Source organism: Nonomuraea sp. NPDC048881 (genome assembly GCF_040649795.1).
Lineage (GTDB): Bacteria > Actinomycetota > Actinomycetes > Streptosporangiales > Streptosporangiaceae > Nonomuraea.
This window is the reverse complement of the sequence record NZ_JBEZGC010000008.1, coordinates 174,805-201,119: the sequence shown is the minus strand read 5'-3', so window position 1 is coordinate 201,119 and position 26,315 is coordinate 174,805. Positions and strand designations below refer to the sequence as shown.

Annotated in this window: 26 protein-coding genes; 16 read left to right on the top strand and 10 right to left on the bottom strand. The window is 72.9% G+C overall.

The features are described 5' to 3' along the window. Positions 1-64: 64 nt before the first annotated feature. Both AB0C33_RS28135 and AB0C33_RS28130 read right to left on the bottom strand, forming a co-directional pair. Entirely contained in the window at positions 65-1,030 is a 966-nt protein-coding gene (locus AB0C33_RS28135) for a zinc-dependent alcohol dehydrogenase family protein (protein WP_358293208.1), read from the bottom strand. Further along, positions 1,030-2,223: a M20 family metallopeptidase gene (locus AB0C33_RS28130; RefSeq protein ID WP_358293206.1), complete on the bottom strand. Its 1,194-nt coding sequence runs from the start codon at positions 2,221-2,223 to the stop codon at positions 1,030-1,032. The genes AB0C33_RS28135 and AB0C33_RS28130 overlap by 1 nt, the downstream gene beginning before the upstream one ends. 100 nt (positions 2,224-2,323) lie before the next feature. On the opposite strand from AB0C33_RS28130, the gene AB0C33_RS28125 reads away from it, so the two are divergent. The 5 genes from AB0C33_RS28125 to AB0C33_RS28105 all read left to right on the top strand — a co-directional run bounded on the left by AB0C33_RS28125 (position 2,324) and on the right by AB0C33_RS28105 (position 7,070). Continuing rightward, on the top strand, positions 2,324-3,064 hold the full coding sequence (locus AB0C33_RS28125) for an HAD-IIA family hydrolase (protein ID WP_358293659.1): 741 nt from the start codon (positions 2,324-2,326) through the stop codon (positions 3,062-3,064). A gap of 163 nt (positions 3,065-3,227) precedes the next feature. After that, the gene (locus AB0C33_RS28120; RefSeq protein WP_358293204.1) at positions 3,228-3,410 is read left to right on the top strand and encodes a hypothetical protein; all 183 of its coding nucleotides are present in this window, start codon (positions 3,228-3,230) and stop codon (positions 3,408-3,410) included. A gap of 85 nt (positions 3,411-3,495) precedes the next feature. Continuing rightward, the gene (locus AB0C33_RS28115) at positions 3,496-4,419 is read left to right on the top strand and encodes an acyl-ACP desaturase (RefSeq protein ID WP_358293203.1); all 924 of its coding nucleotides are present in this window, start codon (positions 3,496-3,498) and stop codon (positions 4,417-4,419) included. 53 nt (positions 4,420-4,472) lie between these two features. Then, on the top strand, positions 4,473-6,440 hold the full coding sequence (locus AB0C33_RS28110; RefSeq protein WP_358293201.1) for an AarF/UbiB family protein: 1,968 nt from the start codon (positions 4,473-4,475) through the stop codon (positions 6,438-6,440). A 96-nt stretch (positions 6,441-6,536) separates the two neighbouring features. Further along, on the top strand, positions 6,537-7,070 hold the full coding sequence (locus tag AB0C33_RS28105; protein WP_358293199.1) for an NAD(P)H-dependent oxidoreductase: 534 nt from the start codon (positions 6,537-6,539) through the stop codon (positions 7,068-7,070). A gap of 24 nt (positions 7,071-7,094) precedes the next feature. On the opposite strand, the gene arfB is transcribed toward AB0C33_RS28105, so the two are convergent. Then, positions 7,095-7,505 (bottom strand): alternative ribosome rescue aminoacyl-tRNA hydrolase ArfB, encoded by a 411-nt coding sequence (gene arfB, locus AB0C33_RS28100; RefSeq protein ID WP_352354181.1) that lies wholly within the window; start codon positions 7,503-7,505, stop codon positions 7,095-7,097. A gap of 145 nt (positions 7,506-7,650) precedes the next feature. Between arfB and AB0C33_RS28095 the strand changes: the two genes are divergently transcribed. Next, entirely contained in the window at positions 7,651-8,430 is a 780-nt protein-coding gene (locus AB0C33_RS28095; RefSeq protein ID WP_358293198.1) for a hypothetical protein, read from the top strand. Positions 8,431-8,450: 20 nt separating this feature from the next. Here AB0C33_RS28095 and AB0C33_RS28090 read toward each other — a convergent pair whose 3' ends face one another. Then, positions 8,451-8,717 carry a helix-turn-helix transcriptional regulator gene (locus tag AB0C33_RS28090; protein ID WP_358293196.1) on the bottom strand — a complete coding sequence of 89 codons (267 nt, stop codon included), beginning with the start codon at positions 8,715-8,717 and terminating at the stop codon, positions 8,451-8,453. Positions 8,718-8,872: 155 nt separating this feature from the next. Here AB0C33_RS28090 and AB0C33_RS28085 point away from each other — a divergent pair, with 155 nt between their 5' ends. The 3 genes from AB0C33_RS28085 (at position 8,873) to AB0C33_RS28075 (ending at position 11,921) form a co-directional block, all read left to right on the top strand. Further along, positions 8,873-9,694, top strand: a complete 822-nt coding sequence (locus AB0C33_RS28085) for a hypothetical protein (RefSeq protein ID WP_358293194.1) — start codon at positions 8,873-8,875, stop codon at positions 9,692-9,694. Continuing rightward, the gene (locus tag AB0C33_RS28080; RefSeq protein WP_358293192.1) at positions 9,691-10,281 is read left to right on the top strand and encodes an HAD family phosphatase; all 591 of its coding nucleotides are present in this window, start codon (positions 9,691-9,693) and stop codon (positions 10,279-10,281) included. The genes AB0C33_RS28085 and AB0C33_RS28080 overlap by 4 nt, the downstream gene beginning before the upstream one ends. 95 nt (positions 10,282-10,376) lie before the next feature. After that, on the top strand, positions 10,377-11,921 hold the full coding sequence (locus tag AB0C33_RS28075) for an alkaline phosphatase D family protein (RefSeq protein ID WP_358293190.1): 1,545 nt from the start codon (positions 10,377-10,379) through the stop codon (positions 11,919-11,921). 82 nt (positions 11,922-12,003) lie between these two features. On the opposite strand, the gene AB0C33_RS28070 is transcribed toward AB0C33_RS28075, so the two are convergent. Further along, positions 12,004-13,779: an efflux RND transporter periplasmic adaptor subunit gene (locus AB0C33_RS28070; protein WP_358293189.1), complete on the bottom strand. Its 1,776-nt coding sequence runs from the start codon at positions 13,777-13,779 to the stop codon at positions 12,004-12,006. 176 nt (positions 13,780-13,955) lie between these two features. Between AB0C33_RS28070 and AB0C33_RS28065 the strand changes: the two genes are divergently transcribed. The 6 genes from AB0C33_RS28065 to AB0C33_RS28040 are packed head-to-tail and all read left to right on the top strand — an operon-like array spanning position 13,956 to position 19,809. After that, positions 13,956-15,050, top strand: a complete 1,095-nt coding sequence (locus AB0C33_RS28065; RefSeq protein ID WP_358293187.1) for a biotin/lipoyl-binding protein — start codon at positions 13,956-13,958, stop codon at positions 15,048-15,050. Continuing rightward, on the top strand, positions 15,047-15,802 hold the full coding sequence (locus AB0C33_RS28060; RefSeq protein WP_358293185.1) for an ABC transporter ATP-binding protein: 756 nt from the start codon (positions 15,047-15,049) through the stop codon (positions 15,800-15,802). The genes AB0C33_RS28065 and AB0C33_RS28060 overlap by 4 nt, the downstream gene beginning before the upstream one ends. After that, positions 15,789-17,048, top strand: coding sequence for an ABC transporter permease (locus AB0C33_RS28055; RefSeq protein ID WP_358293182.1), 1,260 nt, complete (start codon positions 15,789-15,791; stop codon positions 17,046-17,048). Before AB0C33_RS28060 ends, AB0C33_RS28055 begins: the two co-directional genes overlap by 14 nt. Before the next feature lie 6 nt (positions 17,049-17,054). After that, positions 17,055-17,645, top strand: a complete 591-nt coding sequence (locus AB0C33_RS28050; RefSeq protein WP_358293179.1) for a hypothetical protein — start codon at positions 17,055-17,057, stop codon at positions 17,643-17,645. After that, entirely contained in the window at positions 17,642-18,334 is a 693-nt protein-coding gene (locus tag AB0C33_RS28045; RefSeq protein ID WP_358293176.1) for a response regulator transcription factor, read from the top strand. The genes AB0C33_RS28050 and AB0C33_RS28045 overlap by 4 nt, the downstream gene beginning before the upstream one ends. Continuing rightward, on the top strand, positions 18,331-19,809 hold the full coding sequence (locus AB0C33_RS28040) for a HAMP domain-containing sensor histidine kinase (protein WP_358293174.1): 1,479 nt from the start codon (positions 18,331-18,333) through the stop codon (positions 19,807-19,809). The genes AB0C33_RS28045 and AB0C33_RS28040 overlap by 4 nt, the downstream gene beginning before the upstream one ends. Here the strand turns inward: AB0C33_RS28040 and AB0C33_RS28035 are convergent. Continuing rightward, positions 19,794-21,176: an FG-GAP and VCBS repeat-containing protein gene (locus tag AB0C33_RS28035; protein WP_358293172.1), complete on the bottom strand. Its 1,383-nt coding sequence runs from the start codon at positions 21,174-21,176 to the stop codon at positions 19,794-19,796. The genes AB0C33_RS28040 and AB0C33_RS28035 overlap by 16 nt on opposite strands. Before the next feature lie 136 nt (positions 21,177-21,312). On the opposite strand from AB0C33_RS28035, the gene AB0C33_RS28030 reads away from it, so the two are divergent. After that, positions 21,313-22,542, top strand: coding sequence for a cytochrome P450 (locus AB0C33_RS28030; RefSeq protein ID WP_358293170.1), 1,230 nt, complete (start codon positions 21,313-21,315; stop codon positions 22,540-22,542). Here AB0C33_RS28030 and AB0C33_RS28025 read toward each other — a convergent pair. From AB0C33_RS28025 to ureG, 4 genes are all read right to left on the bottom strand, one after another. After that, entirely contained in the window at positions 22,532-23,938 is a 1,407-nt protein-coding gene (locus AB0C33_RS28025) for an MFS transporter (protein WP_358293168.1), read from the bottom strand. The genes AB0C33_RS28030 and AB0C33_RS28025 overlap by 11 nt on opposite strands. A gap of 57 nt (positions 23,939-23,995) precedes the next feature. Then, positions 23,996-24,595, bottom strand: a complete 600-nt coding sequence (locus AB0C33_RS28020; protein WP_352330623.1) for a TetR/AcrR family transcriptional regulator — start codon at positions 24,593-24,595, stop codon at positions 23,996-23,998. Between the two features lie 111 nt (positions 24,596-24,706). Then, positions 24,707-25,648 carry an urease accessory protein UreD gene (locus AB0C33_RS28015; RefSeq protein ID WP_358293165.1) on the bottom strand — a complete coding sequence of 314 codons (942 nt, stop codon included), beginning with the start codon at positions 25,646-25,648 and terminating at the stop codon, positions 24,707-24,709. Continuing rightward, on the bottom strand, positions 25,630-26,313 hold the full coding sequence (ureG, locus tag AB0C33_RS28010; RefSeq protein ID WP_358293162.1) for an urease accessory protein UreG: 684 nt from the start codon (positions 26,311-26,313) through the stop codon (positions 25,630-25,632). Before ureG ends, AB0C33_RS28015 begins: the two co-directional genes overlap by 19 nt. Between the last annotated feature and the right edge of the window lie 2 nt (positions 26,314-26,315).

The window sequence follows — 26,315 nt, the reverse complement described above, 5'->3', positions numbered from 1 at the left end:
ATGTAACTTTCCTTCATAGAGGTCCGCCGTGGCGCCAATCTCCATCGTGCGACGGAGCGGGGCTTCAGTCCACGACCAGCACGGCGGCGCCGCTGACGCGGTCGGCGGCCAGATCCGCCAGCGCCCGGCCGGCCTCCTCCAGGGGGTAGAGCGTGGTCGCCACGCGCGGCGGATGGGCCAGCGCCAGCTCCAGATAGGCCCGGCCGTCGGCCCTGGTGTTGGCGGTCACGCTGCGCAGCGTGCGCTCCTGGAACAGGTGCCGCTCGTAGTTCAGCGCGGGCACGTCGGTCAGGTGGATGCCGGCGATCGCCAGCGTCCCGCCGCGGTCGAGCGCCTCCAGCGCGGGCGGCACCAGGTCGCCGACCGGCGCGAACAGGATCGCCGCGTCCAGCGGCTCGGGCGGCCGGTCGCCCGCCGAGGCCGCGCCCAGCTCCAGCGCCAGCTCCCTGGAGGCGTCCGACCTGGTCACGGCGTGCACCGTGGCGCCCTGCGCGATGGCCGCCTGCGCGGTGAGATGGGCCGAGGAGCCGAAGCCGTAGATGCCGAGCCGGCCGCCCGGCGGCAGGTCGCAGCGGGCCAGCGCCCGGTAGCCGATGATGCCGGCGCACAGCAGCGGCGCCAGCCGCTCGGCCGGCACGTCGTCCGGCAGGGGGTAGACGTAGCCGGCGGGGGCCACGACGTACTCGGCGTAGCCGCCGTCGGCGTCCCAGCCGGTGTAGGTGGAGTCCGGGCAGAGGTTCTCCGTGCCGCGCAGGCAGTAGCGGCACCGGCCGCACGTCGAGCGCAGCCAGGCCACCCCCACCCGCTCGCCGGAGCCCTCGACCCGGCCCACCACCTGGTGCCCGGGGGTGGTCCGCGGCCGCCGCGGCGCGAGGTCGCCCTCGGCCAGGTGCAGGTCGGTCCGGCACACGCCGCACGCCTCGACCCGGACCAGCACCTCGCCGGGGCCGGGCTCGGGGACGTCCCGCTCGACCCGCACGAGCGGGCCGGTCGCCATCGGCCCCGGCCGGTCCACCACCCAGGCGCGCATCACGACCTCGACAGGCGCTCGTAGGCCAGCGAGGCGTACAGCGCGGCGCCGTCGGGCAGCACGGAGTCGTCGAAGACGGCGTCCGGCGAGTGGTTGTAGGGCGCCGTGGCCGGGTCGCGGTCGGGCGGGCAGGCCCCCAGGAAGACGAACGCGCCCGGCACCTCCTCCAGCACGTAGGAGAAGTCCTCCGACCCCATGACCGGCTGCGGCGCGACGAAGTAGCGGCCCGGCCCGAACAGCTCGTCGGCGGTCGCCGAGACGAACCCGGCCTCGCCCTGGTCGTTGACCGTCACCGGGTACCCCATGCCGAACGACGCCTCGACCGCGAGCCCGTGCGCGGCCGCGATGCCCTCGACCACCTCCACCAGACGCCGCTTGACCAGCCTCCGGTGCTCCTTGCTGAACGTGCGCACGGTCGCCTCGAAGCGCGCCTCGTCGGGGATCACGTTGTCGGCCGAGCCGCCGTGGAAGGTGCCCACGGTGATCACCACTGGGTCGAACACGTCGAACGTGCGGGTCACCATCGTCTGCAACGCCGTCACCATCTCGCAGCCGGCCGCGATCGGGTCCTTGGCGCGGTGGGGGCTCGACCCGTGCCCGCCGGTGCCCTTCACCGTCACGCAGAACACGTCGGCCGCGGCCATCATCGGGCCGCCCCGCGAGGCGAACAGCCCCGGCGGCAGCATGGCCGACACCACGTGCATCCCGTACGCCGCCACCGGCCGGGCGCCGGCCGCGTCGAGCACGCCCTCGCCGATCATGTGCTTGGCGCCGTCGTGCCCCTCCTCGCCCGGCTGGAACATGAAGATCACGTCACCGGCGACGTCCGCGCGCCGCGCGCTGAGCAACCGGGCCGCGCCGACCAGCATGGCGGTGTGCAGGTCGTGGCCGCAGGCGTGCATCTGGCCGACGTTCTGGGAGATGTAGGGCAGGTCGTTGCGCTCGGTCACCGGCAGGGCGTCCATGTCGCCGCGCAGCAGCACCGCGGGGCCCGGCCGGCCGCCGCGCAGCACCGCGGTGACCGAGCTGAGCGTCTTGCCGGTGGTGACCTCCAGGGGGAGCCCGTCGAGCGCGGCCAGCACCTTCTCCTGCGTCCTCGGCAGTTGCAGGCCGAGCTCGGGGGTGGTGTGCAGGGAGCGGCGGAGCTGGATGAGTTCGTCCCGCATGTCCAGGGCGGATTCAGTGAACGACATGATGAACATTGTTCACGTGTGCGGCGAGAAGTCGACAAGGCACGCTCGATACCATGAACGGGTGACTCAGCGTAAGCGGATCGACTCCTGGTTGTCCGACATGGACGGCGTCCTCGTCCACGAGGGGCGGCCGATCCCCGGTGCGGACGAATTCATCAAACGGCTCAAGGAGTCCGACAGGAAGTTCCGGGTCCTGACCAACAACTCCATCTACACCCAGCGCGACCTGTCGGTGCGCCTGGCCGGCGCCGGCCTCGACGTGCCCGCCGAGTCCATCTGGACCTCCGCCCTGGCCACCGCCCAGTTCCTCGACGACCAGCGTCCCGGCGGGTCGGCGTACGTGATCGGCGAGGCCGGCCTGACCACGGCCCTGCACGAGGTCGGCTACATCCTGACCGACCTCGACCCCGACTACGTCGTGCTCGGCGAGACCCGCACCTACAGCTTCACCCAGATCACCCGCGCGATCCGGCTCATCGAGGCCGGCGCCCGCTTCATCGCCACCAACCCCGACCCGATCGGCCCCTCCACCGAGGGCTCGCTGCCGGCCTGCGGCGCGGTGGCCGCGATGATCACCAAGGCGACCGGCGTCGAGCCGTACTTCGTGGGCAAGCCCAACCCCCGCATGATGCGCAGCGCGCTCAACGCCATCGAGGGCCACAGCGAGACCACCGCCATGATCGGCGACCGCATGGACACCGACATCGTCTCCGGCATGGAGGCGGGGCTGTTCACGATCCTGGTGCTGACCGGCGTCACCCAGCGCGACCAGATCGACCGCTTCCCCTACCGTCCCTCGCTGGTCGTCGAGTCGGTCGCCGACCTCGTCGACCTGATCTGAGCGCGGCGGCTCGCCCGGGATGACAAGTCTTCTTCCGGGGCGCGGAGGATCGTGGCCCGGAAGAAGAAAACCACTCCCGGCGGCCGCCGCCGGGCGGCGCGTCGCGCGTCCGGCTGCGATCCTTGGTAGCGGAAGGTAACTTACCGAATGCGAGGAGGCGGCCGTGTGGCGTGAGGAGCCGGGGGAGCAGGGCGCGGAGGCGGAGCTGGCGACGCTGCGCGTCGAGGTGACCGAGGAGCTGCGGTTCGTCAGGACGGCGATGGCCGAGGAGTTCAACTCGCTGCGCTCGGAGATCCTCGACCTCAACATCAAACTGGACCGGCTGCTGCAACACGTCGGCATTTAGGACAACGAGGTCGACACCGCATCACATGGCCTTCGGGTAGCCTAACCTACGGTCCCGTAACCTGAAGGAGAAGATCTTTATGGCGATGTCTCAGACGGAACTGCTGCACGAGCTCGAACCCGTCGTGGGCGTGGAGCTCGATCGCCACAACGCGACGGCCAAGGAGTGGTTCCCGCACGAGTACATCCCGTGGAGCGAGGGGCGTGACTTCGACGGCATCTACGGCGGCCAGGCGTGGCAGGAGGGCGACTCGAAGATCCCCGAGGCCGCCCGCATCTCGCTGATCGTCAACCTGCTCACCGAGGACAACCTGCCCAGCTACCACCACGAGATCGCCACCACGTTCGGCCGTGACGGCGCGTGGGGCACGTGGGTCCACCGCTGGACCGCCGAGGAGGACCGCCACGGCACGGCCCTGCGCGACTACCTCACCGTCACCCGCGCGGTCGACCCGGTCGCGCTGGAGCGGGCCCGCATGCACCACATGGAGCAGGGCTTCGTCACCGCGTACAACACCATGCTCCAGCAGCTCGCCTACGTCTCCTTCCAGGAGCTGGCCACCCGCATCTCCCACCGCAACACCGGCAGGGCCTCCGGCGACGAGGGCTGCGAGCGCCTGCTCGCCCGCATCGCCGCCGACGAGAACCTGCACATGCTCTTCTACCGCAACCTGCTCAAGGCGGCCTTCGAGCTCGACCCCAACCAGACCATGCGCGCGGTGACCGACGTCGTCACCACCTTCCAGATGCCCGGCACGGGCATGGAGGGCTTCGCCCGCAAGGCCATGATCATCGCCCATGAGGGCATCTACGACCTGCGCCTGCACCTCGACGACGTGCTCATGCCGGTGCTGCGCCAGTGGGCGGTCTTCGACAAGACCGGGCTCGACGCCGAGGGCGAGCGGGCCCGCGAGGAGCTGTCGGCGTTCCTGGCCAAGACCGAGGTCACGGCCGCCCGGTTCGTCGAGCGCCGCGACGAGCGCCGCGCCCGCGCCGCCGCCAGGGGCTGACGTCGGGCCGCCGCCGGGCCGCCGCCCGCGCGGCCGTGGCATGATCCCTCCTCATGGAGCTCCTGGGCACGCTGTTCGTCTCGCTCGCCATCCTGGTGATGATCCTGCTGCTGGCGACGGCGGCCCAACGCCTGCTCGGGGTCAGGTTCGGCGCGTTACGCACCTTCCTGGCCGCGATGGTGGCCTGGGGCCTGGCCCAGCCGATGCTGACGCCGGTGATCGCCTCGTTCGGGCCGGTCAACCCGGAGACCACGCCCGACGCGGGCGCGCTCGGGCTGCTGCTCCTGATCGCCATGTGCATGGTGCTCATCCCCATGGTGATCCTGGTGCTCGCCGAGGCGCTGGTCCCGCCGGGCTCGGTGCCGGGGCCGCTGGAGGTGCTGCGCTCGCTGCGCGGCCGGATCCGCCGGGCCCGGCGCTATTCGCAGATCACCAGGATCGCGTTCCGGCACGGCCTCGGCCCCTACCTGCGGGGCCGTGGCGAGAGCCTGGAGGACAGGTCGGGCAAGGTGCGCCTGGCCAGGTCGCTGCGCCAGGCGCTCGACGACGGCGGCGTCACCTTCGTCAAGCTCGGCCAGGTGCTGTCCACCCGGCGTGACCTGCTGCCGGCCGAGTTCATCGACGAGCTGGGCCGCCTGCAGGACCACGTCGCCCCCGCGCCCTGGGAGCGCATCGAGCCGGTGCTCGCCGCCGAGCTGGGCGGGCCGGTCGAGGAGGTGTTCGCCGCCTTCGACCGGACGCCGCTGGCCGCCGCCTCCATCGGCCAGGCCCACACCGCCCGGCTGCACACCGGCGAGGACGTCGTGGTCAAGGTGCGCAGGCCGGGCATCGAGGGCGTGGTGGCCCAGGACCTCGACATCGTCCGCCGGCTGGCCGCCACGCTGGAGTCCAGGACCCGGTGGGGGCGTTCGCTGGGGCTGCGCGACCTGGCCGAGGGGTTCGCCGTCGCCATCCGCGAGGAGCTGGACTTCCGCGTCGAGGCCGCCAACATGGCCGCCGTGGCCGCCTCCGGCAGCGGCGGCGTCACCTACCCCGAGCCGTTCCCCGCCCTCTGCACCGAGCAGGTGCTGGTCATGCGGCGCCTGTCGGGCGGGCCGGTCACCGCGGCCGCCCCCGGCCAGGGGCCCGCGCTGGCCCGCGACCTGCTCGACTGCCTGCTCAGGCAGATCCTCGTCGAGGGCGTCTTCCACGCCGACCCCCACCCGGGCAACCTCATGCTGCTCGACGACGGCACGCTCGGCCTGCTCGACTTCGGCTCGGTCGGCCGCCTGGACGGCTCCGTCCGCTCGGCCCTGCAGCGTTTCCTGCTCGCGATGAACCGGCAGGACCCGCTCGGCGTCACCGACGCGCTGCTGGAGGTCGTCCCGCGGCCGGAGGAGATCGACGAGGCGGCGCTGGAGCGGGCGCTCGGCCAGTTCATGGCCAGGCATCTCGGGCCCGGCATGGACAGCGTGCAGATGTTCACCGACCTGTTCAAGATCGTCTCGGAGTACGGGCTGTCCATCCCGCCCGAGGTGGCCGCCGTCTTCCGGGCCCTGGCCACGCTGGAGGGCACGCTCGTGCGCCTGTCGCCGGGCTTCAACCTGATCGGCGAGGCCCGCGCGTTCGCCGGGCGTTACCTGGCCGAGCGGGCCGGGCCCGAGTCCGTCAAGGAGGCCGTGGGCCAGGAGCTGGCCGCGCTGCTGCCGATGCTGCGCCGCCTGCCGCGGCGGGTCGAGCGCATCGCCAGCGCCGCCGAGCACGGCAGGTTCAGCCTGAACGTCCGGCTGCTGGCCGACGACCGCGACCGCCGCTACGTCACCGGGCTGGTCCACCAGGTGCTGCTCACCGTGCTCGGCGCGACGGCCGGGCTCATGGCGGTGCTGCTGCTCGGCATCGAGGGCGGGCCCGTCGTGGTCGGCACCACGAGCCTGTACCAGCTGCTCGGCTACAACCTGCTGGTGATCGCCTCGATCATGGTGCTGCGGGTGCTCGCGCTGATCTTCCGACGCCCGCCTGACCAGGAGCGTCACCGGCGCTGAGGCGAAGACTGAGCTGCTTTTGACCTCGGGCTGGTCTTGGACATCCGAGGCATCGGGAAGTTTCCAGGTGACACCGGAACGCCTGGGGAGCAGTAGGTGAAAATCATCGGGATCGCCGCCAGTCTCCACGCGGGGTCTTTCATCAACAGATTGCTGGACGCAGCGGGCGGCGAACTGCCGGAAGGCGTACGGTTCGAGATCTGGACGGGGATGGGCGACGTCCCGCCGTACCAGCCGGGCAAGGTGCCGGTGGCGGCCAGGGAGCTGCTCGGGCTGGTCGCCGGGGCGGACGCGGTGCTGCTGACGGCTCCCGAGCACAGCCTGCTGCCGCCGGAGCTGACGTACACGCTGGAATGGCTCTCGGCCGGCGACGTGCTGTCCGGCAAGCACGTGGCGGTGATGAGCGCCAGCGCGCGGGCGTGCGGCGCGATGTGGGCGCAGGCGGAGCTCTACAAGCAGCTCCAGGGCGCGGACGCGGTCGTCATGGGCGCCGAGCTGGTCATCTCGCCGGCCTGCCCGCACTTCGACGACGACGGCCACCTCACCGACCCCGTGCTGCGCGGCCAGGTGCGCGCGGTGATCGGGCAGCTCTGCCCGGTGGGGGTCAGGGAACCGGCGTTCTCGCTCTGATCCCGGCGTGCTCCCGGGGCGGGCTCAGTGGGGGTCGCGGCGCAGGCGCTTGACGTCGGAACGGTGCTTCTTGCCCGCGATGCGGCGCTCGACGGCGCCCCGGCTCGGCTTGGTCGGGCGGCGGCGCTTGGGCGGCGGCGCGACCGCCTCCCGGACGCGCTGGGCCAGCCGGTGACCGGCGGCCTCCCTGTTGCGCAGCTGGGACCGGTACTCCGAGGCCACGACGGTGATCGTGGTGGCGCCCAGACGGTCGAGCGCGCGGGCCTTGAGCGCGGGCGGGATCGCGGTGCTCGCGGCCACGTCGAAGATCAGCTCCACCCGGCTGTCGGTGGTGTTGACGCCCTGGCCGCCCGGACCTGAGGAACGGGAGAAACGCCAGACGAGCTCGGCGTCGGGGATGACGATCGAGTCGTTGACGACCAGCGGGCCGGGCATGGTGGTGGCTCCTGTTCCGGAGGAATGCGCCTTGCTCAGATGAGTGTCACCGTATATGAGCGACATATGCCGTCCGCAACGGCATTTTCAATCTCTGTCCTCGCTGCGAATATGGAGAGAACATTTCGCGGGAAGGGCTCATTCCATGGACCCGAAGTGGGTCGCGCAGGCGGCGCTGACCGTTGGGCTCGCCGTGGTCTCCGCCGTCGTCTTCCTGCTGCTGAGGTGCCAGGGGAAGGGCCGGCCCTTCGGGCCAGCCGGGCGGCGGCTCGCGGTCGCCGTCAGCCTGCTCACCGGCGGTCTGTCCGCCGGCGTCGCGCTGGCCGGGCACGCGCTGCTGAGCGACTCGCTGGCCACCGTCCTGGGCGCGGCCGCGCCGAGCGGCCTGTGGCTGGGCCAGATGCGCGCCAGGCAGGACGAGCGGCGCTCGCTGGCCCGGGAGGCGGCCACGTTCTGGCTGGTGTCGCTGCTGGCCCGGCTGGACCAGGCGATGGCCGAGGACGAGCGCGTCTGGTGCGAGAAGCGGGTGGACCCGTCCTGGAACGTCTACGAGCTGAGCCTGGCCGCGGCCCGCTACCACGAGCGTATCCGCGACCGCCTGTCGGCCGACGACCGGCGGCGCGAACGGGTGCACGCCCGCCTGGACGCCGTCGAACGCAGGCTGGACGTGGCCGCCCTGATCGAGGACGGCGCCGCCCGCTCGAAGGTGGCCACCGCGCTCACCCTCTCCCGCCACACCAGGACCCCCAGGTACGAGCGCTACCTCGGCAACCTCCACCGGCTGCACGGCGTGCTGCGGCACGACGCGGAGAACGACGTGCTGCGCCTGCTGGCCGCGGCCTACCGGGCCGGCTACCGCTCGCTGCCGGGATACGTGCCGCCGTCACGGGCCCGCGGCGGCGAGCACATCGCCCGCGCCCGCTGACCGGGCGTGGCGGCCGGCGCTCAGGCCAGGGCGGCGGGGGAGTCCTCGGCGTCGCCGAGCGTGAGCTCCAGGCGGGCGCCGAGCGCGTCGACGACCGCGCTGAGCGTGCGCAGCGTCAGGTTCTCGTCGCCGGAGAGTATCTGGCTCACCCGGCCGGGCGAGACGCCCAGCGACGTGGCCAGATCGGCACGGGTGATCTTGTGTTCCCGCATGTACCACGTGATCTCGTCGACGACCTCTTGGGCGAGACCGCCCACCTCGTCACGGGGGTTCCGGCGAAAGGCCATGTCGGTCTCGCTCTCGACGCTGTCCGTCCTCGTGACTCCACTTTAGCTCTACCTAAACCTTTAGGCAAGACTAAACTCCGGCGGCTCTTGACGGGCGGGGACGGGCGGCGTATGCCAATATCCGCGGAAAGATCGAGCGGTCAGGGGGAGGCGCTGTGACGGCCATCGTGGGCGTGCACGGGATCGGCAAGTACAACTACTACCTGGAGGCCGGCGGGTCGGCCACCGGGGCCGCCGCGGCCATGCGGCTCAAGTGGGACCGCTATCTGCACGCGGCGCTCGGCGGCGAGACGGCCGCCTACTTCAGCGAGGTCGCCTACTTCTCCCACCTGCTGCGCGACCCCAAGCCCGGGGAGAGCTCCCCGCAGGCGGCGGCGCGCGTCGAGGCCGCCACCCAGCAGGTGCTCGTCGAATGGGCCAAGGACCTCGGGCTCGGCGAGCACGTCACCGGCGCGCTCAAGTCGTTCACCGGATGGCTGCTCGGCAAGCTCGACAGCAGGTCGGCGGCGTTCGCCAAGCTGTTCGCGCCCGAGGTCGCGGTCTACCTCACCGACCAGGAGCGGCGCGAGAGGTGCCGGCTGGCCGTGGCCGACGCCATCCGCAGGAACCGGCCGCGGGTGGTGATCGCCCACTCGCTCGGCAGCGTCGTGGCCTACGAGGCCCTGTGGGCCAACCCCGACCTGCCCGTCGACCTGCTGCTGACGCTCGGCAGCCCGCTCGGCATGCGCAACGTCGTCTTCGAGCGCCTGCTGCCCGCCCCCGTCAACGGCCTCGGCGAACGCCCCAAGAACGTCGCCCGCTGGGTGAACATCGCCGACAAGGACGACATCGCCGCCATCCCGCCCGCCCTGCGCGCCAGCTTCACCGGCGTGGACGTCGAGGAGCTGGTCAACCTCGACTGGATCGACTTCCACACGGCCGAGAAATACCTGGGCTGCCCGGCGCTCGACCCGCATCTGCGACCATTCCTTGCATGACGTGGATTGTGTTCGACTACGGCAACGTCCTGTCCCTGCCGCAGCCCGCGGCCGACGTCGAGGCCATGGCGCGGGCCGTCGGCGCGGAGCCTGAGGCGTTCCTGCGCCGCTACTGGGAGCACCGCCTGGAGTTCGACCGGGCGAGCCTGAGCCCCGTCGGCTACTGGTCGGCCGTGCTGGACCGGGCCGCCACCCCGTCCGAGGTCGCCCGCCTGGTGGCCATGGACGTCGCGAGCTGGGCCTACCCCGACGAGGGCACGGTCGCCGTCCTCGGTGAGGTCCTCGACGCGGGCGACGGCGTGGCGCTGCTGTCCAACATGCCCGTCTGCATGGCCGACGGCCTCGACGAGCTGCCCTGGATCGCCGCCATCGGCCACCGCTTCTACAGCGGCAGGATGGGCCTGGTCAAACCCGACCGGGAGATCTTCGACGAGGTCGCCCGCGAGCTGGGCGCCGACCCGTCCGAGATCGTCTTCGTCGACGACCGGGCCGAGAACGTCGAGGGCGCCGAACGCGCGGGCATGACCGGCGTGCTGTTCACCAGCGCCGCCGCGCTCCGCAAGTCCCTGCGCGAGCTGCCCCGCTGACCTCCCGCCGGGCGACCGGCGCTGTTCACCCACGCTTGACTCCGCTGTCATGACGGGGCCACGACGGGGTCAGCGCGGGCGGACATACCTGGAGCGTGGACCGCAGAACGTTCCTGACAGCGGCGGCAGCCGGCCTCGTCGCGCCCCGCGCCGTCACCTCGCCCGCCTCCGCCACGACACTCAGATCCGATCCGTTCACCCTCGGCGTGGCCTCCGGCGACCCCTCCGCCGACGGCTTCGTCCTGTGGACCAGGCTGGCGGTCGACCCGCTCGGCGGCGACGGCCGCGGCGGCATGCCCGCCCGCGACGTCGAGGTCGACTGGCAGGTCGCCACCGACGAACGGTTCTCCTCGGTCGTGCGGTCGGGCACCGCGACCGCCCGGCCGCGCGACGCCCACAGCGTGCACGTCGAGCTGGACGGGCTGGAGCCAGGCCGCGACTACTTCTACCGGTTCAGGAGCCAGGGCAGGCTCTCGCCCGCCGCCCGCACCCGGACGACGCCCGCCGGGGAGAGCCCGCTCACCTTCGCCGTGGCCGCCTGCGCGCACTACGAGCACGGCTACTACACCGCCTACCGCCGCCTGGCCGAGCAGGAGCCCGACCTGGTCGTCTTCCTCGGCGACTACATGTACGAGTACGGCCCCAGCGGCTACACCGCCCTGGCCGGACGGGTGCGCACGCACACGCCGGGCAAGTGCGCCACCCTCGCCGACTACCGGCTGCGGCACGCCCAGTACAAGAGCGACCACGACCTGCAGGCCGCGCACGCGGTCGCGCCCTGGCTGGTGGCCTTCGACGACCACGAGGTGGAGAACAACTGGGCCGGCCCCGTCTCCAGCACCGGCGCGCCCGGCTTCGCCCGCCGCCGCGCCGACGCCTTCCGCGCGTACTACGAGAACATGCCGCTGCGCCGCGCCAGCCTCCAGGGAGCGGTGCTGCGCATCAACCGGCGCGTCTCCTGGGGGACGCTGGCCCGCTTCCACCTGCTGGACACCCGCCAGTTCCGCGACGACCAGGCCTGTCTGGACGGGGTGCGGGCCGGCTGCGACGAACGGCTGTCCGACGGGCGCACGCTGCTCGGGTCCGCCCAGTGGCGGTGGCTGGAGGAGGGGCTGAGCGGGTCCGGCGCCCGGTGGAACCTGCTGGGCCAGCAGATCCTGATGGCCCAGCGCGACTACAGGATCGGGCCGGGCCGCGAGGTGAACCTCGACTCCTGGGACGGCTACGCCGCCGAGCGCACCCGCCTGCTCGGGTCGCTGTCGGGCACCTCGAACCCCGTCGTCCTGACCGGGGACGCGCACATGCACCACCTGGCCGACCTCAAGACCGACTTCGACGACCCGGACTCGCCGGTGGTGGCCAGGGAGCTGGTGACGTCGTCGATCGCCAGCGACGGCGACGGCTACCGGGACCGCACGTGGATCGCCGAGGCCCTGCAGGAGAATCCGCACATCTCCTACATCGACCAGCGGCGCGGCTACCTCATGGCCCGGCTGACCCGGGACGAGCTGTCGGTGGACTTCCGCACGCTCGACTACATCTCCCGCCGCGGCGCGCGGGCCCGCACCGCCCACCGGCTCACGATCCCGGCCGAACCGCCCCGCTCAGCCGCCGGCCGGGCCGCGCCCCGCCATGGCTGAGGGACGGCGGGGGCTGCGGGCTTCGTTCGCTGAGGGTTCGCTGGGAGCGGGCTGAGGGCCGGCTGGGAGCCGGGGCGGGTGGTCAGGCGCCCGGCCAGGTCGCGTCGGGGAACTCGCCGGTGGTGGTGCCGGACATGACGACCTGGTCCCGTTCGTCCAGACCTGAGGTGATCTGGACGTACTGGTCGCCGCGGACGCCGGTGGCGATCACCTTCGCGGCGTCGTGCCCGCCCGAGCGCACGGTGACCACCTGGGCGCCGTCGGAACGGCTGCGGACGGCGGCGGCCGGGACGTAGATCGCGTCCTTGGCCTCGGCGGTGGTCACCGACACCGTGGCGGTCTGGCCGAGCATGAGCCCGGCGGGCGGCTCGTCGAAGGCCAGGGTGACGGAGTAGCGGACGAGCCGGTCCTCGACGGTGGCGGTCGGGGCGATCGCGGTGACCGTGCCGCCGTGGCGCTCGCCGGGACGGGTGGCGAGGGTGATGGCGGCCTGCTGGCCGAGCTTGAGCCGGTTGACGTCGGACTCGGTGACCATGGCCTGGACCTGGAGCTCGTTCAGGTTGCCGAGGCTGATGAAGGTGCCGGTGCCGGCCGTGTCGCCGACCCGGCCCGCCACGGACAGGACGGTGCCCGAGGTGGGGGCGACGATGCGGGTGGCGCGCACGGCGTCGGCGGCCTCCTCAAGGGCGGCTTCGGCGCGGTCGACGTTCGCGGCGGCCTGGTCCTCGGTGATGCCGCCCCTGGCGCCGTCCTTGGGGGTGGTGGCGGTCCTGGCGGTGGTGTCCCGGGAGGTCGTGCCGGGTGAGCAGGAGCCGGTGGGACGGGCGGAGGCCGTCGCGTGCGGCTTGGCGGTGGCCTTCGCGGTGGGCTTGGCGGTGGGCCTGGCGGTGGGCCTGGCGGTCGCGGACGGGGGCGCGGTGGTCGAGGGCCTGGCCGTGGCGGGCGGCTCGGCGGTGGACGGGCCGCCCGGTGTGGACGGTTCGCTGGGGTTGGACGGTGTGCCGGGGGTCTGGCTACTTCCGGGGGTGCCGCCTCCGGGCGGGGTCGCCGTCACGGTCACCGTCGCCGTCACCGTGGCGGTCGCGGTGACCGTCACCGTGGGCTGGGGCTCGGAGGGCTCGTGAGTGGGGGTGGGCGTCCTGGTGGGGGTGGGCGTGGTGGTGGCGGGCGTGGTGGTGGTAGGCGGGGTCGTCGGGCCGAAGACGCCCTCTCCCGCCGAACCTCCGCCGATGGCCGTGCCAGGGCCGCCCATCGCCCCCGGGACGGCTGCGCCCCCAGGGGTGGCGGCGTTGCCGGGAGTGGCAGCGGTGCCGGTGTGCGGGACGGGCGAGGTGGCGGGGCCGGTGCCACCGGTGGTCGGGGTGGGGTTCGAAGTGACCGGCGGTGTGGGCTTCGAGGAGGCTGACGGGGTGGGGCAGTTGGCGGCGTTCGGCGACCCGGCGGAGAACGGCGAACCGGTGGGGCCGGTCGTCCCGGTGGAGCTGGTTTCGGTGGTTCCGGTGGAGGTGGTGGTGGTGAGGGATTGTTGGGCGGCGGAGAGGTCGGCCTTGGCGGCTGCGTACGCCTCGCGGGCCCCTCGCCCGTCGATCCTGGCCAGCACCTGGCCCTTGGTCACCTTGGTCCCGACCTTGACGTACACCTTGGTCACCGGCCCGGACGAGCCGAACGCCAGGTCCCGGCGGGCACCGTCCACGGTGTTGCCGGCGGCGCTGACCAGGGCCGTGACCGGGCCCCGCTGGGCGGCGGCGAGCCGTACCCGGACGGCGGGCGGGTCGTCGTCGCGGAGTGCCAGCGCCAGGCCCGACCCGGCGACGAGCACGGCCAGGGCGAGCCCGCCCAGCGCGAAAGTCGGTCTCATGGCCGCCCATCCTGGCCGACCAGCTTCACGGCAGCCTGCGAGCAGCCTGAGAGTTCGCTGTGTGACCCCGCCCGGGCCCGGGTTGTCAGCGAACGTTCAGCTCCGTCACGGCTGCGGCGCAGGCTGGTGTGCAAGGGTCACCGGCTGTGAAGGTGTCGACAAGGCGCAGAGCGCTGATGACCAACGGAGCGCTGGGCGTGCTCCTGCTGGGCGGGGCCACGCTCGCCTACGTCCAGCTCGGCACGGACCGCGCGGCCGGCGAGACGGCCGTGCGCACGGTGACCGCGAGCCGCGGCTCGGTGTCCGCGTCGGTGTCCGCGTCGGGCGCGGTGGCCAGCTCCAGGATCAGGTCCCTGTCGTTCGGCACGGGCGGCACGGTCGAGCGGATCTACGTCAAGGCTGGGGACAAGGTCGACAAGGGCGACATCCTGGCCAGGCTCGACGACTCCGCCGCGCAGGAGAGCCTGTCGGCGGCCAAGGCCACGTACCAGAGCGCGGTCGACGAGGGCACCGGCACGGCCGCGCTCTACGCCTCCTACGTCAAGGCGCGCAACGCCTACCGCCAGGCCGAGCGCACGGTCGCGGCCACCGTCCTGCGGGCCCCGTTCAAGGGCACGGTCACGGCGGTCAACGGATCCGTCGGCGGCACCGCCTCCGGCTCGGGCGGAAGCCAGAGCCAGTCCCAGGGGCAGGGGCAGTCGCAGAGCAGCGGCAGTGGGAACAGCACAGGGACGGGCGGGTTCGTCGACCTGGCCGACACCGGACGGCTCCAGCTCGTGGGCACCTTCACCGAGTCCGACGTCGGCAAGCTCGAACAAGGACAGAACGCCACCGTCACCTTCGACGCCCTGCCGGGGGTGACCGCCGACGGCAAGGTCACGCAGATCCAGCCGGTCGCCTCCACCAGCAACAACGTCGTCCAGTACCCGGTCACGGTCACCTTCACCAAGGTCCCCGCGCAGGTCCGGCTGGGCCAGACCGCCACCGTCGAGGTCGTCGTCGGCAGGGCGGAGAACGTCGTCACCGTCCCCTCCACCGCGGTCTCCACCAGCGGCGGCCAGACCACGGTCACCCTGCTCAGGGACGGCCGCCAGGTCAGGACCCCGGTCGAGGTCGGCGTCCGGGGCACGGCGCTCACCGAGATCAGGTCCGGGGTGTCCGAGGGCGACCAGCTCGTGCCGCCCGCGACCGGCACGCAGAGCACCAACCAGCGCGGCGGGTTCGGCGGCGGGTTCCCGGGCGGTGGCGGCATGCCGGGCGGCGGGCGATGACGGCCCCCGCCACCGCGACAGCGGCCCCCGTCCTGCGGGTGAAGGACCTGGTCAAGGAGTACGGCGAGGGCGACGCCAAGGTCCACGCCCTGCGTGGCGTCAGCCTGGACGTCGAACGCGGCGACTACGTCGCCATCATGGGCGCGTCCGGCTCCGGCAAGTCCACCCTGATGAACATCCTCGGCTGCCTCGACGTGCCCACCTCCGGCACGTACCAGATCGACGGCGCCGACGTGGGACGGCTGGCCGAGCACCAGCTCGCGATCCTGCGCAATCGCAGGGTGGGGTTCGTCTTCCAGTCCTTCAACCTGATCCCGCGCATGAGCGCGCTGGCCAACGTCGAGCTGCCGCTGGTGTACGGCGGCGTCGGCCCGGCCGAGCGGCGCTCGCGCGCCCTGGCCGCGCTGGAGCAGGTCGGGCTGACCGACCGCGTGCGGCACGAGCCGAACCAGCTTTCCGGCGGCCAGCAGCAGCGCGTGGCCGTGGCCAGGGCGCTGGTCACCGCCCCCGCGCTGCTGCTGGCCGACGAGCCCACCGGCAACCTGGACACCGCCTCCACCCGCGACGTGCTGCGGATCCTCGACCGGCTGAGCGAGTCCGGACGCACGATCGTGCTCATCACCCACGAGGACGACGTGGCCGCGCACGCCAAACGGGTGATCCGGCTGGTGGACGGCGAGATCGTGGAGGACCGCCGCCAGGCGCCGGTCGACGGACCACCCCCGAGGACGGCGGCCAGTGAACCAGCTTGAGATCCTCCGCTTCGCGCTGCGCGGCCTGCTGGCCAACAAGATGCGCAGCGCCCTGACCACCCTGGGCATCCTCATCGGCGTCGCCGCGGTCATCCTGCTGGTGGCGGTCGGCGAGGGCTCCTCGCAGAGCATCCAGAAGAACATCCAGCGCCTCGGCGCCAACACGCTGACGATCTCCCCGTCCTTCTCGGGCGGGGGCGGCGGCGGGGGCGGATTCGGCGGGCGCGCGCCGGGCGGCGGCGGCAACACCGGGCCGCGCACGCAGGCCAGGCAGCTCAGCCTGGCCGACGCCAAGGCGCTCACCGACCGGACGCTCGCGCCGTCGGTCAGGTCCGTCTCGCCGGTGGTCGGCGCCAACTCCGCCACCGCCGCGTACGGCGCCGCCAGCCACACGATCGCGCAGTTCGTCGGCACCTACCCCAGCTACTTCGAGGCCATGAACAAGCCGGTGGCCAAGGGCACGTACTTCTTCAACGACGACGTGCTGGCCGCCAGGAAGGTCGTGGTGCTCGGCCGGACGGTGGTGGCGGAGCTGTTCGGCGCGGTGGACCCGATCGGCCGGCAGGTCAGCGTGTCCGGGGTGCCGTTCACGGTGGTGGGGGTGCTCAAGGAGAGCGGCTCCACCGGCATGCAGGACGCCGACGACGTGGCCGTGGCGCCGCTGCCCGCCGTGCAGCAGAGCCTGAGCGGGTTCGGCTCGCTGGACTCGATCGTCGTGCAGGCCACCGGGGCCGAGGCCACCACGGCGGCGCAGTCGGAGGTGACCGCCGTCCTGAACCAGCGGCACGGCATCACCGACGGCAACCCCGACTACCGGATTCTCAACCAGGCCACCCTGCAGGAGACGGTGAGCGAGGCCACCGGCACGTTCACCGTGCTGCTCGGGGCGGTGGCGGCGATCTCGCTGCTGGTGGGCGGGATCGGCATCACCAACATCATGCTGGTCACCGTGACCGAGCGGACCCGGGAGATCGGCATCCGCAAGGCGATCGGCGCGCCGCGCAGCGCGATCCTGGGCCAGTTCCTGATGGAGGCCACCCTGCTCAGCCTGATCGGCGGGCTGCTCGGGGTGCTGGTGGCCTTCGTCGGCACCCGGTTCACCGTGGCCGGCATCGAGCCGGTCCTCGTGCCGTCGTCCGTCGCGCTGGCGCTCGGCGTGTCGGTGGGGATCGGGCTGTTCTTCGGCAGTTACCCCGCCAACAGGGCGGCCAAGCTCCGGCCGATCCAGGCCCTGCGGCATGAGTGAGGCGGCATGAGTAAGGAGAAAGACATGGACCGGCTCGACTCCTCGCCCTTCCCCGACGACCTGGGGGAGGAACTCGCCGTCCGGCCGCGCGGCGGCGTCTCGAAGCTGACGCTCGGACTGGCCGCCGGGGTGGTGCTGGTGGCCGGCGTGCTCATCGGGATCCAGGCGGGCAAGCTGTTCGGCACGTCCGACGCCGCGCCGGCCGCCGCGCAGCTCCGGCGTACGGACGGCCAGACCCCCGGCGGCGGCTACGGCCAGCGCGGCTCCGGCGCCCAGAACGGCGCCCAGAACGGCGCCCAGAACGGTGCCCAGAACGGCGGGTTCGGGCAGCGCATGGGCGGCGGCACGGTCGGCACCGTCGAGAAGGTCGACGGCGACAAGATCTACGTCAGAACCATGGACGGCGCCACGGTGACGGTCACCACCAGCGACCAGACCACGGTCCAGATCTCCAGGCCCGGCAAGGTCGCCGACCTGGCCGCCGGCACCACCGTCGTGGTGCGCGGTCAGCAGTCCGGCGACGGCTCGGTCACCGCGACCGCCATCACCCAGGGCGCCCAGGGCGCCCAGGGCACGCCGGGAGGAGGCCCGCGATGAACCAGCCCGAGGCCAGGCTGCTGGTGGTCGACGACGAGCCCAACATCAGAGAGCTGTTCTCGGCCAGCCTGCGCATGGCCGGGTTCGAGGTGCTGACCGCCGCCGACGGGCGGGAGGCGCTGCGGGTGGCCGAGGAGAGCACGCCCGACCTGGTGATGCTCGACGTGATGCTGCCCGACATCGACGGCCTGGCGGTCGCGGGAAGGCTGCGGTCCCGCGGCCGCCGGGTCCCGGTGCTGTTCGTGACCGCCAAGGACACGCCGGAGGACCGGATCACCGGTCTCGGCCTCGGCGAGGACTACGTGACCAAGCCGTTCAGCCTGGAGGAGGTCATCGCGCGGATCCGGGCGGTGCTGCGCAGGACCCGCAGGGGCGCGCCGCCGCCCCACCGGCTGAGCGTCGCCGACCTGGAGCTGGACGAGGAGAGCCACGAGGTCTGGCGCGACGGCGTCCCGGTGCGGCTGTCGCCGACGGAGTTCCGGCTGCTGCGCTACTTCATGCTGAACGTCGGCCGGGTGCTGTCCAAGACGCAGATCCTCGACCACGTCTGGAACGGCGACTGGCGCACCGACGTGGGCCTGGTCGAGTCGTACGTGTCGTACCTGCGGCGCAAGATCGACACCGGTGACCGGAAGTACCTGCACACGCTGCGCGGGGTCGGCTACATCCTGCGCCCGCCGCGCATATGAGGAAGCACCTCGCCCGCGCCCCGCTCTGGCTGCGCCTGGTCTCGGCCACGCTGCTGCTGGTCACCCTCGCCATCACGGTGACCGGCCTGTTCGCCGTGCGGCTGCTGCGCGGCTACCTGGTCGAGCGGGTGGACCGGCAACTGGTGGCGGCCGCCGCGCCGCGCGACCTGCCGCCGCCGCCCGAGGCGTGGCCGGCCGGGCGGCAGCCGCAGCGGTTCTTCGGGCTGTTCCACTCGGTGCTGGTGGACGCGGGCGGCGCCACCGTACGGGTGATGAGCGAGTCCACCGAGGAGCACACGCCCAAGCTGCCCCGGCTGACCGGCGCGGACGTCGCCGCGCGCGGCGGGCGGCCGTTCACCGTCGAGTCGCGCGCGTCCGGCGGGCCGGACTGGCGGGTGGTCGCCGTCCCGGCCCGCGACGGCCACAGCCGGGTGATCGCCATCAGCCTCGGCGACGTCGAGGGCACGGTGGCCAGGCTCGCCCTCATCGTGGCCTTCGCCGGCGGCGGCACGCTGGCCGTGCTGGGCGTCGCCTGCTACTGGCTGGTACGGCGGAGCCTGCGCCCGCTGCGCGAGATCGGCCGCACCGCCAAGGACATCGCGGGCGGCGACCTGTCGCGCCGGGTGCCGATGTGGGCGAGCACCACCGAGGTCGGCAAGCTGGGCCGCTCGCTCAACGGCATGCTCGCCCAGATCGAGTCGGCGGTGCGCGAGCGGGAGGCGGCGGCCGAGTCGGCGCGCGAGTCGGCGACGGCGGCGCGGCGTTCGGAGGAGGTCATGCGCCGGTTCATGGCCGACGCCTCGCACGAGCTGCGCACGCCGCTGACCTCGATCAGGGGGTTCGCCGAGCTGTTCCGGCTGGGGGAGGAGAAGGACCTGGCCGAGGCCGTGCGGCTGCTGAGCCGGATCGAGGGGCAGGCCGCGCGCATGGGCCTGCTGGTGGAGGACATGCTGCTGCTGGCCAGGCTGGACCAGCGGCGGGAGCTGGCACGACGGCCGGTGGACCTGCTCAGCCTGGCCGCGACCGCCGTGATCGACGCCCAGACGCTCGCCCCCGACCGGCGGATCGAGCTGGTCCGCCTGGACGGCGGCGAGGGCGAGGTGCTGGTGACCGGCGACGAGTCGCGGCTCGGCCAGGTGGTCGGGAACCTGGTGAGCAACGCGCTGCAGCACACGCCGCCCGGGACGCCGTTCGAGGTGCGCGTCGGGGTGGACGGCGAGCGGGCCGTGGTGGAGGTGGCCGACGAGGGGCCGGGGTTCCCGCCGGAGGTGGCCGAGCGGGTGTTCGAGCGGTTCTACCGAGCCGATCCGGCGCGCGGGGTGGGCGGGGCCGGACTGGGGCTGTCGATCGCGGCGACGCTGGTCGAGGCGCACGGCGGCGTCATCATGACCGAGGGGGAGCCGGGCAAGGGCGCCCTGTTCCGCGTGCTGCTGCCACCCGCTGAGAGCCCAGGGGGTGTTCAGCCGAAGGTGTAGCCGTACAGGCCGGCGCCCTGGGAGACCTGGCGGAGGCGGCCCAGGCGCAGGCCCGTCTCGCGGACGCCGGGGGCGTACATGACCAGGCCCTGGTCGGGGGCGGCGACCAGCAGCCCGTCCAAGGGGCGGCCGGCGGTCAGCGCGCGGTAGCGGCCGCCCCCGCCGGGCAGCGCGGCCAGCGCGGCGCCGAAGTCGCGTCCCCTCCCCTTGATCAGCAGGTTCCCCTTCCGGGTCAGGCCGCCCGACGCGCGTCCCTGGAGCACCTGGACGGCGTGCTCGCCGGGCACGCCGACGGCCAGCTCGTCCCTGCCGTCGCCGGTGAAGTCCCCGGCGGCCAGCGCCGCGCCGAACCGGTCGTAGTAGCGCGGCTCGCCCTTCAGCGAGCGTTGCGACCACGCCTCGCTGCCGTGGGTGCGCAGGCCGGCGCGCGAGCCGTACAGGACGTCCACGGTGCCGTCGCCGTAGTCCATGGCCCGCTGGTTCTCGCTGAGGCCCTCGCCGGGGACGCCGATCGCCAGGTCGTCGCGGCCGTCGCCGTTGAAGTCGCCGGTGGCCAGGGCCGCGCCGAAGGCGTCCCACTTCTCCGACGCGCCGGCGATCCCCGGCGAGCTCTGCGTGAGCAGCCGGGCCCGGCGGGCGCGCGGGTCGAGCACGGTCACCGATCCCTGGCCGTCCAGGCGCACGCTGTCGGCGGGCGCGCCGACGGCCAGCTCGTCGCGGCCGTCGCCGTCGAAGTCGCCGGCCGCCAGCGCCCCGCCCCACTGGTCGGTGACGTTCGCCGACTGCCGCACCCACGACGTCTTCTGGGTGATCTGGTACGCCGCCTTGCGGCCCTTCATCCCGTAGACGGTGACCGCGCCGCCCGAGGCGTGGCTCGGGGAGCCCACGGCCAGCTCGTCGCGGCCGTCGCCGTCGAAGTCGCCGGCCGCCAGCGCCGCGCCGAACCGGTCGCTGCCCCGCCGGGCCGGGGCCAGCTCCTCGCCGGCGACCAGCCCGGCGGGGGAGCCGTCGAAGATCTGCACGACGCCGTTGCCGTCCGCGCCGGGCACCCGCTTTCCGGCGAATTCCTCCGACACCCCGACCGCCAGGTCGGCGCAGCGGTCGCCGTCGAAGTCGCCGACGGCCAGCGCCGAGCCGAAGGCGTCCCCGGGTTCCGCGCCGGGCTGGGTGAGCTTGACGGTCCGGCCCGAGCCGTACATGACGGTCACCGAACCGGCCCTGGAGTCGTCGTAGGGAGCGGCGACGGCGATGTCGGCACGGCCGTCGCCGTCGAAGTCGAGGGGGTGCCCGCCGCACCCGGGTGCGGCGGCGGGTGCGGCACCGGACACGAGGGGAGCGACCAGGCAGACGGCGAGCAACGCGTTCATACCGACAGTCATCTCCGTCCAGGCCGAACCCGGACTTAACGCCACGAGAACGGGCCAGGAGGGCACGATGCACATCCGCTTCGGAAGGGACTTTCGGCCCGTCCGCCGGGGCGCGGGAGCGTGCCAGGATAGACGGGTGGACATCGACCTCGCTGATCTGGACTTCTGGCGCAAACCGCTCAAAGAGCGGAATGAGGCCTTCGCCCGGCTCCGGCAACTGGAGCACCCGGTGTTCTTCCCGGAGAAGAAGGTGCCCTTCCTCCGCTCCGGCAAGGGCTTCTACGCCCTCGTCCGGCACGCGGACGTGGTCGAGGCCAGCCGCAACGCCAAGATCTTCTCCAGCGAGCCCGCCGTGACCAACCCCGAGCCGCCGGGCTGGGTCAAGCAGGTGTTCGGCGAGTCCATGGTCAACATGGACGACCCCCGCCACGCCCGCCTGCGCCGCATCGTGACGCGCTCGTTCAGCCCCAGGATGCTGGCGGGGCTCCAGGGCGACATCGAGGCCGCCTGCGCCCGCATCGTCGACGACGTCGTCAAGGAGGGCCCGCGCGACTTCGTCACGCAGGTGGCCGCCAAGCTTCCCATCCACGTCATCTGCGACATGCTCGACATCCCGCAGGAGCTGCGCGCCAAGGTCCACCAGCACGTCGACATCTCCACCGCCTACACCGGCGTGCGTCCCAGCCTGGCCCGCAGCGTCCAGATGGCCGGCCAGAACATGCTGGCCCTGCTGGCCCTGCAGCGCATGGTCATCAAGCTCGGCCACGAGCGCGTCGCCGAGCCCAAGGGCGACCTGGTCTCGCTCCTGGTCAACGCCAACCCCGACGGCGAGAAGCTGACCGACAAGGAGCTGGGCTCGTTCTTCTCGCTGCTGCTGGTGGCGGGCAACGAGACCGCCCGCAACACCATGGCCCACGGCATCCGGCTGCTCACCGAGAACCCGGCCCAGCGCGAGCTGCTGACCTCCGACTTCGACGCCCACATCAACGGCGCGATCGAGGAGATGGTCCGCTACGTCTCGCCCATCATGCAGTTCCGCCGCACGGTCACCGAGGACTACACGCTGCGCGGGCTGGAGCTGAAGCAGGGCGACAAGGTCGTGCTGTTCTACGGCTCGGCCAACCGCGACGAGTCGGTCTTCCCCGACCCCGACACCTTCGACATCACCCGCGACACCAAGCCCCACGTCGGGTTCGGCGGGCCCGGCCCGCACTTCTGCCTCGGCGCCAACCTGGCCAGGCAGGAGATGCGCACGATGTTCCGGGAACTGCTGACCCGGCTGCCCGGCGTGCGCTCGGTCGGCGAGCCCGAGCTGCTGCTGTCCAACTTCGACAACAGCGTGCGCAGTCAGGCGTTCACGTACTAGCCGTCTCCGGCTCCCCGGCCAGCACGTTCGTCCTGATGGTGAAGAACGTGACGGCCGCGGCGACCGCCATCATGGCGGCGCTGATCAGCATGGCCGCCCGGAACCCGGCGTCGAACACCGGCGGGTTCTCGAACGCGTCACCCACCAGGCCGACCAGCGGCGGCACGGCGGCCACCGCCAGCAGGCTCCCGGTGCGGGCCACGGCGTTGTTGACGCCGCTGGCCGTGCCGGCGTAACGCTCGTCGGCCGTGGCCAGCACCGTCGCGGTCAGCGGCGCGACGGCCGCCGACAGGCCGAGCCCGAAGACGGTCACCGCGGGCAGCACCAGCAGCGGGTAGGAGGCGTGCGGGCCGATCATGCTCATCAGCACGAACCCGGCCCCCGCCAGCAGGATCCCGATCGTCATCGGCCAGCGCGGCCCGAGCCGCCGGGCCGTCTCCCCGGCCCGCGACGACAGCAGCATCATCAGGATCGTGGTCGGCAACATCGACAGCCCGGCCGCGATCGGCGAGAACCCGGAGACCACCTGGAGCTGGATCACCAGCAGGAAGAACACCACGCCCATGGCGGCGTACATGATGAGCGTGACGACGTTGACCGCCGTGAAGACGTGGTTCCTGAAGATGGCGACCGGCACCAGCGCCTGCGGCGACCTGCGCCGCTCGGTCACCACGAACGCCGCCCCGAGCAGCGCCCCCACGATCAGCGGCACCGGCGCGCCCTTCTCGATCAGGCCGTACGTGATCCCGGCCAGCGCCAGCGCGGCCAGCAGCGAGCCCAGGACGTCGAACCGCCCGGCCGCCTGCTCGTCGCGGCTCTCCGGCACGTGCCGCAGCGTCACCAGCACCACGATCAGCGCGAACGGCAGGTTGATCAGGAACGCCCACCGCCAGCCCGCCGTCTGCACCAGCCAGCCGCCCAGCAGCGGCCCGATCGCGCTGGCCACGCCGCCCAGCCCGGACCAGACGCCGACCGCCCGCGGCCGGTCCTGCCTGACGAACGACGCCTGGATGATGGCCAGCGACCCCGGCGTGAGCAGCGCGCCGCCGACGCCCTGCAACGCGCGCGCCCCCACCAGGAACTCGATGTTCGGCGACAGGCCGCACAGCGCCGAGGCCACGGCGAACCACACCGTGCCGATGAGGAAGATCTTGCGCCGCCCGTAGCGGTCGCCGAGCGACCCGCCCAGCAGGATCAGGCCCGCCAGGGTGAGGGTGTAGGCGTTGACGGTCCACTGCAGGCCGTCCATGGCCGCGTGCAGCTCCTTGCCGAGGAACGGCAGCGCGACGTTGACCACGGTGCTGTCGAGCAGGGCCAGCCCGGAGCCGAGCACGGTCGCGCCGAGAATCCACCGCCCGCGCGCCGACTTCACCTGGATGTGACCGTTCTGTCCCATCCGACAATCTTGTCACCGTGCCCGGCGGCCTCCGGCGGCCACCCCGGCGTTCGGCCCCTACGGGCGGGCGCCGAGAGCCCGGAGCACGAAACCGGACACGGCCTGCTCGGCCGTCTCGACCGTGACCTCGCCGCTGATCAGCGGCACCCGCTCGGCCCCGATGACGGCCAGCACCATCCGCGCCGTCGCGCCCACCTCGGGCACCTGGAAGTCGCCCGCCCGCACGCCGTCGTCGAGGATCTCCACCAGCACCCGCTGCATGGGCGCGACGTGCTCGGCGAGCTGCTGGTAGGCGTCGGGCCCGAGCGCCGCGCCGAGGTCGGCCGCGCCCGGGTGGGGGTGGGCGAGCAGCCCCGCGAGCTGCAGCCGGACGAAGGCCCGCAACCGGTCGGCGGGCGAGGCGTGCTCGGGCAGCTCCCGCTCGTAGCTCTCGATGAAGTAGCTGGTGACGCGCTCGGTGAAGGCCAGCAGCAGCGCGGCCTTGTCGGGAAAGTAGTTGTACAGGACCGTGCGGGTGATGCCGGCCTCGTGAGCCACGTCCGTCAGGGAGATGGCGTCGATGCCCTGGGCCCTGGACAGCCGCGAGACGGCCTGCAGGATGCGGTCGCGCGTCTGGGCGCGATGCTCGCCGATCGTGGCGGCCGAGATGCGGGGCATAGGCCCATGGTAGGCCGGATCGCCGCAGGCGCACCCCTGACCGCTCCCGGGAGCCCCGCGCCGGCGCACCCGTGGCTGCTTCCGGAAGCCCCGCGCCGGCGCGCGCCGGGGTCAGGGTTTGCGCCGGTCCGGGGCCGGGTGGCCGGTGACGGCGCGCCGGGCGAGGTCCCACAGGCGTTCCAGGGCGGCGAGGACGGGCGGCGACTCCGGCCCGAGCAGCCTGGCCCAGGCGCCCGCCCCGTTCGGCAGCGTGCTGGCCCCCCCGGGCAGCCCGCTGCCCGCCGCCACCTCGTGCAGCGCACCGGCCAGCTCGGCGGCGGGCACGGCGGAGGTGATCACGTACAGGCTGGACAGCACGCCGTGCTCGCCGAACATCGCCGGCCCGGTGACCGGGGCGCGATCGGGCACGAGCCTGAGCGGGTCGGCGAACAGCAGCCCGCCGCCGGCGTCGCGGACGTCCAGGTCGTTGCAGTACGCGGTGTAGGCGTGCCGCTCGCCGCGGGCCAGCCGCCCGGCCAGCACGGTCTCCCCGACGATCACCGTGGCGCCGGGCCCGGCGCTCACCAGGGTGCGCTGGTAGAACCGGGACCCGGCGAAGGGGATCACCGGGTCCGGCAGGTACTCCAGGTAGCCGTCCGGCCCGGCGGTGAGCGAGACGAGCTGGGTGGCGTAGTCCTGCTCCATCCGGTAAAGCTTGGTGGCGGCCTGCGTGGTGACGTGCACGGACGCGCCCGCGCCGCAGGCGACGTCGAGCCGGTGGCGGTCGCCCTGGAGCACGCCGCCGCCGGTGGACATCACCATCACGTACGGCAGGTCGGGCCGGGCGGGGTCGTAGTAGTGCGGCCGCATGATCTGCAGCGGCGCCTTCTGGAAGTGGCCAGTCAGCTCGGTGCGCCCGCCCCGCCGCTCGAACGCCAGCTCCAGCACGCCGACCTTGCCGGGGCTGCCGACCGGCAGGGTGTCGGGCACGCCGGCGTGCCGGGCCACGTCCGCCGGGACCGAGTCGATCGTGTAGTGGCCGGCGGCCAGCCGGTCTACCGGGCCGGTGAGCACGCCGGCGCCCCGCTGAGGACGAAGTCGGCCACCTCGGTCACACCGGTGCCGCGCAGGGCGTCGGTGAGCACGACCGGCCGCCCGTCGCGGACCCGGTCGGCGTCGCGCGCCATGACCTCCAGGTCGGCCCGCACGTACGGCGCGATGTCGATCTTGTTGATGACCAGCAGGTCCGAATCGGTGATGCCGGGGCCCCTCTTGCGCGGCATCTTGTCCCCCTCGCCGGTGTCCAGGACGAAGACGTAGACGTCGGCCAGGACGGGGCTGAAGGTGAGGGTCAGGTTGTCGCCGCCGCTCTCGAACAGCAGCGTGTCGATGTCGGGGAAGCGCTCCAGCAGCTCGGCCCCGGCGGCCAGGTTCATCGTCGGGTCGTCGCGCACGGCGGTGTGCGGGCAGGAGCCGGTCTCGACGCCCACGACCCGCTCGGGGTCCAGCACGCCGTCCAGGGTGCGCCGGACGTGCTGGGCGTCCTCCTGGGTGTAGATGTCGTTGGTGACGACGGCCAGGCTGCGTCCCCGGTCGAGCAGCACGGGCACCAGCGCCTCGATGAGGGCGGTCTTGCCGGAGCCGACCGGGCCGCCGACGCCGATCTTGAAGACGCGGTCCATGGCGGTGCCCGCGGGCACGTTCACGGCGGGGTGCGGGTGCGGGTGGTGGTGATGCATCG

What these genes read in the sequence shown, in the direction of transcription:
- AB0C33_RS28060 (WP_358293185.1), top strand. Translation starts at nt 15,047, where the DNA reads ATGACGGCCCCCGCCACCGCGACAGCGGCCCCCGTCCTGCGGGTGAAG.
- AB0C33_RS28025 (WP_358293168.1), bottom strand. Translation starts at nt 23,938, where the DNA reads ATGGGACAGAACGGTCACATCCAGGTGAAGTCGGCGCGCGGGCGGTGG.
- AB0C33_RS28080 (WP_358293192.1), top strand. Translation starts at nt 9,691, where the DNA reads ATGACGTGGATTGTGTTCGACTACGGCAACGTCCTGTCCCTGCCGCAG.
- AB0C33_RS28130 (WP_358293206.1), bottom strand. Translation starts at nt 2,223, where the DNA reads ATGTCGTTCACTGAATCCGCCCTGGACATGCGGGACGAACTCATCCAG.
- AB0C33_RS28125 (WP_358293659.1), top strand. Translation starts at nt 2,324, where the DNA reads ATGGACGGCGTCCTCGTCCACGAGGGGCGGCCGATCCCCGGTGCGGAC.
- AB0C33_RS28065 (WP_358293187.1), top strand. Translation starts at nt 13,956, where the DNA reads ATGACCAACGGAGCGCTGGGCGTGCTCCTGCTGGGCGGGGCCACGCTC.
- AB0C33_RS28095 (WP_358293198.1), top strand. Translation starts at nt 7,651, where the DNA reads ATGGACCCGAAGTGGGTCGCGCAGGCGGCGCTGACCGTTGGGCTCGCC.
- AB0C33_RS28110 (WP_358293201.1), top strand. Translation starts at nt 4,473, where the DNA reads ATGGAGCTCCTGGGCACGCTGTTCGTCTCGCTCGCCATCCTGGTGATG.
- AB0C33_RS28090 (WP_358293196.1), bottom strand. Translation starts at nt 8,717, where the DNA reads ATGGCCTTTCGCCGGAACCCCCGTGACGAGGTGGGCGGTCTCGCCCAA.
- arfB (WP_352354181.1), bottom strand. Translation starts at nt 7,505, where the DNA reads ATGCCCGGCCCGCTGGTCGTCAACGACTCGATCGTCATCCCCGACGCC.
- AB0C33_RS28050 (WP_358293179.1), top strand. Translation starts at nt 17,055, where the DNA reads ATGAGTAAGGAGAAAGACATGGACCGGCTCGACTCCTCGCCCTTCCCC.
- AB0C33_RS28020 (WP_352330623.1), bottom strand. Translation starts at nt 24,595, where the DNA reads ATGCCCCGCATCTCGGCCGCCACGATCGGCGAGCATCGCGCCCAGACG.
- AB0C33_RS28045 (WP_358293176.1), top strand. Translation starts at nt 17,642, where the DNA reads ATGAACCAGCCCGAGGCCAGGCTGCTGGTGGTCGACGACGAGCCCAAC.
- ureG (WP_358293162.1), bottom strand. Translation starts at nt 26,313, where the DNA reads ATGCATCACCACCACCCGCACCCGCACCCCGCCGTGAACGTGCCCGCG.
- AB0C33_RS28135 (WP_358293208.1), bottom strand. Translation starts at nt 1,030, where the DNA reads ATGCGCGCCTGGGTGGTGGACCGGCCGGGGCCGATGGCGACCGGCCCG.
- AB0C33_RS28040 (WP_358293174.1), top strand. Translation starts at nt 18,331, where the DNA reads ATGAGGAAGCACCTCGCCCGCGCCCCGCTCTGGCTGCGCCTGGTCTCG.
- AB0C33_RS28035 (WP_358293172.1), bottom strand. Translation starts at nt 21,176, where the DNA reads ATGAACGCGTTGCTCGCCGTCTGCCTGGTCGCTCCCCTCGTGTCCGGT.
- AB0C33_RS28115 (WP_358293203.1), top strand. Translation starts at nt 3,496, where the DNA reads ATGTCTCAGACGGAACTGCTGCACGAGCTCGAACCCGTCGTGGGCGTG.
- AB0C33_RS28070 (WP_358293189.1), bottom strand. Translation starts at nt 13,779, where the DNA reads ATGAGACCGACTTTCGCGCTGGGCGGGCTCGCCCTGGCCGTGCTCGTC.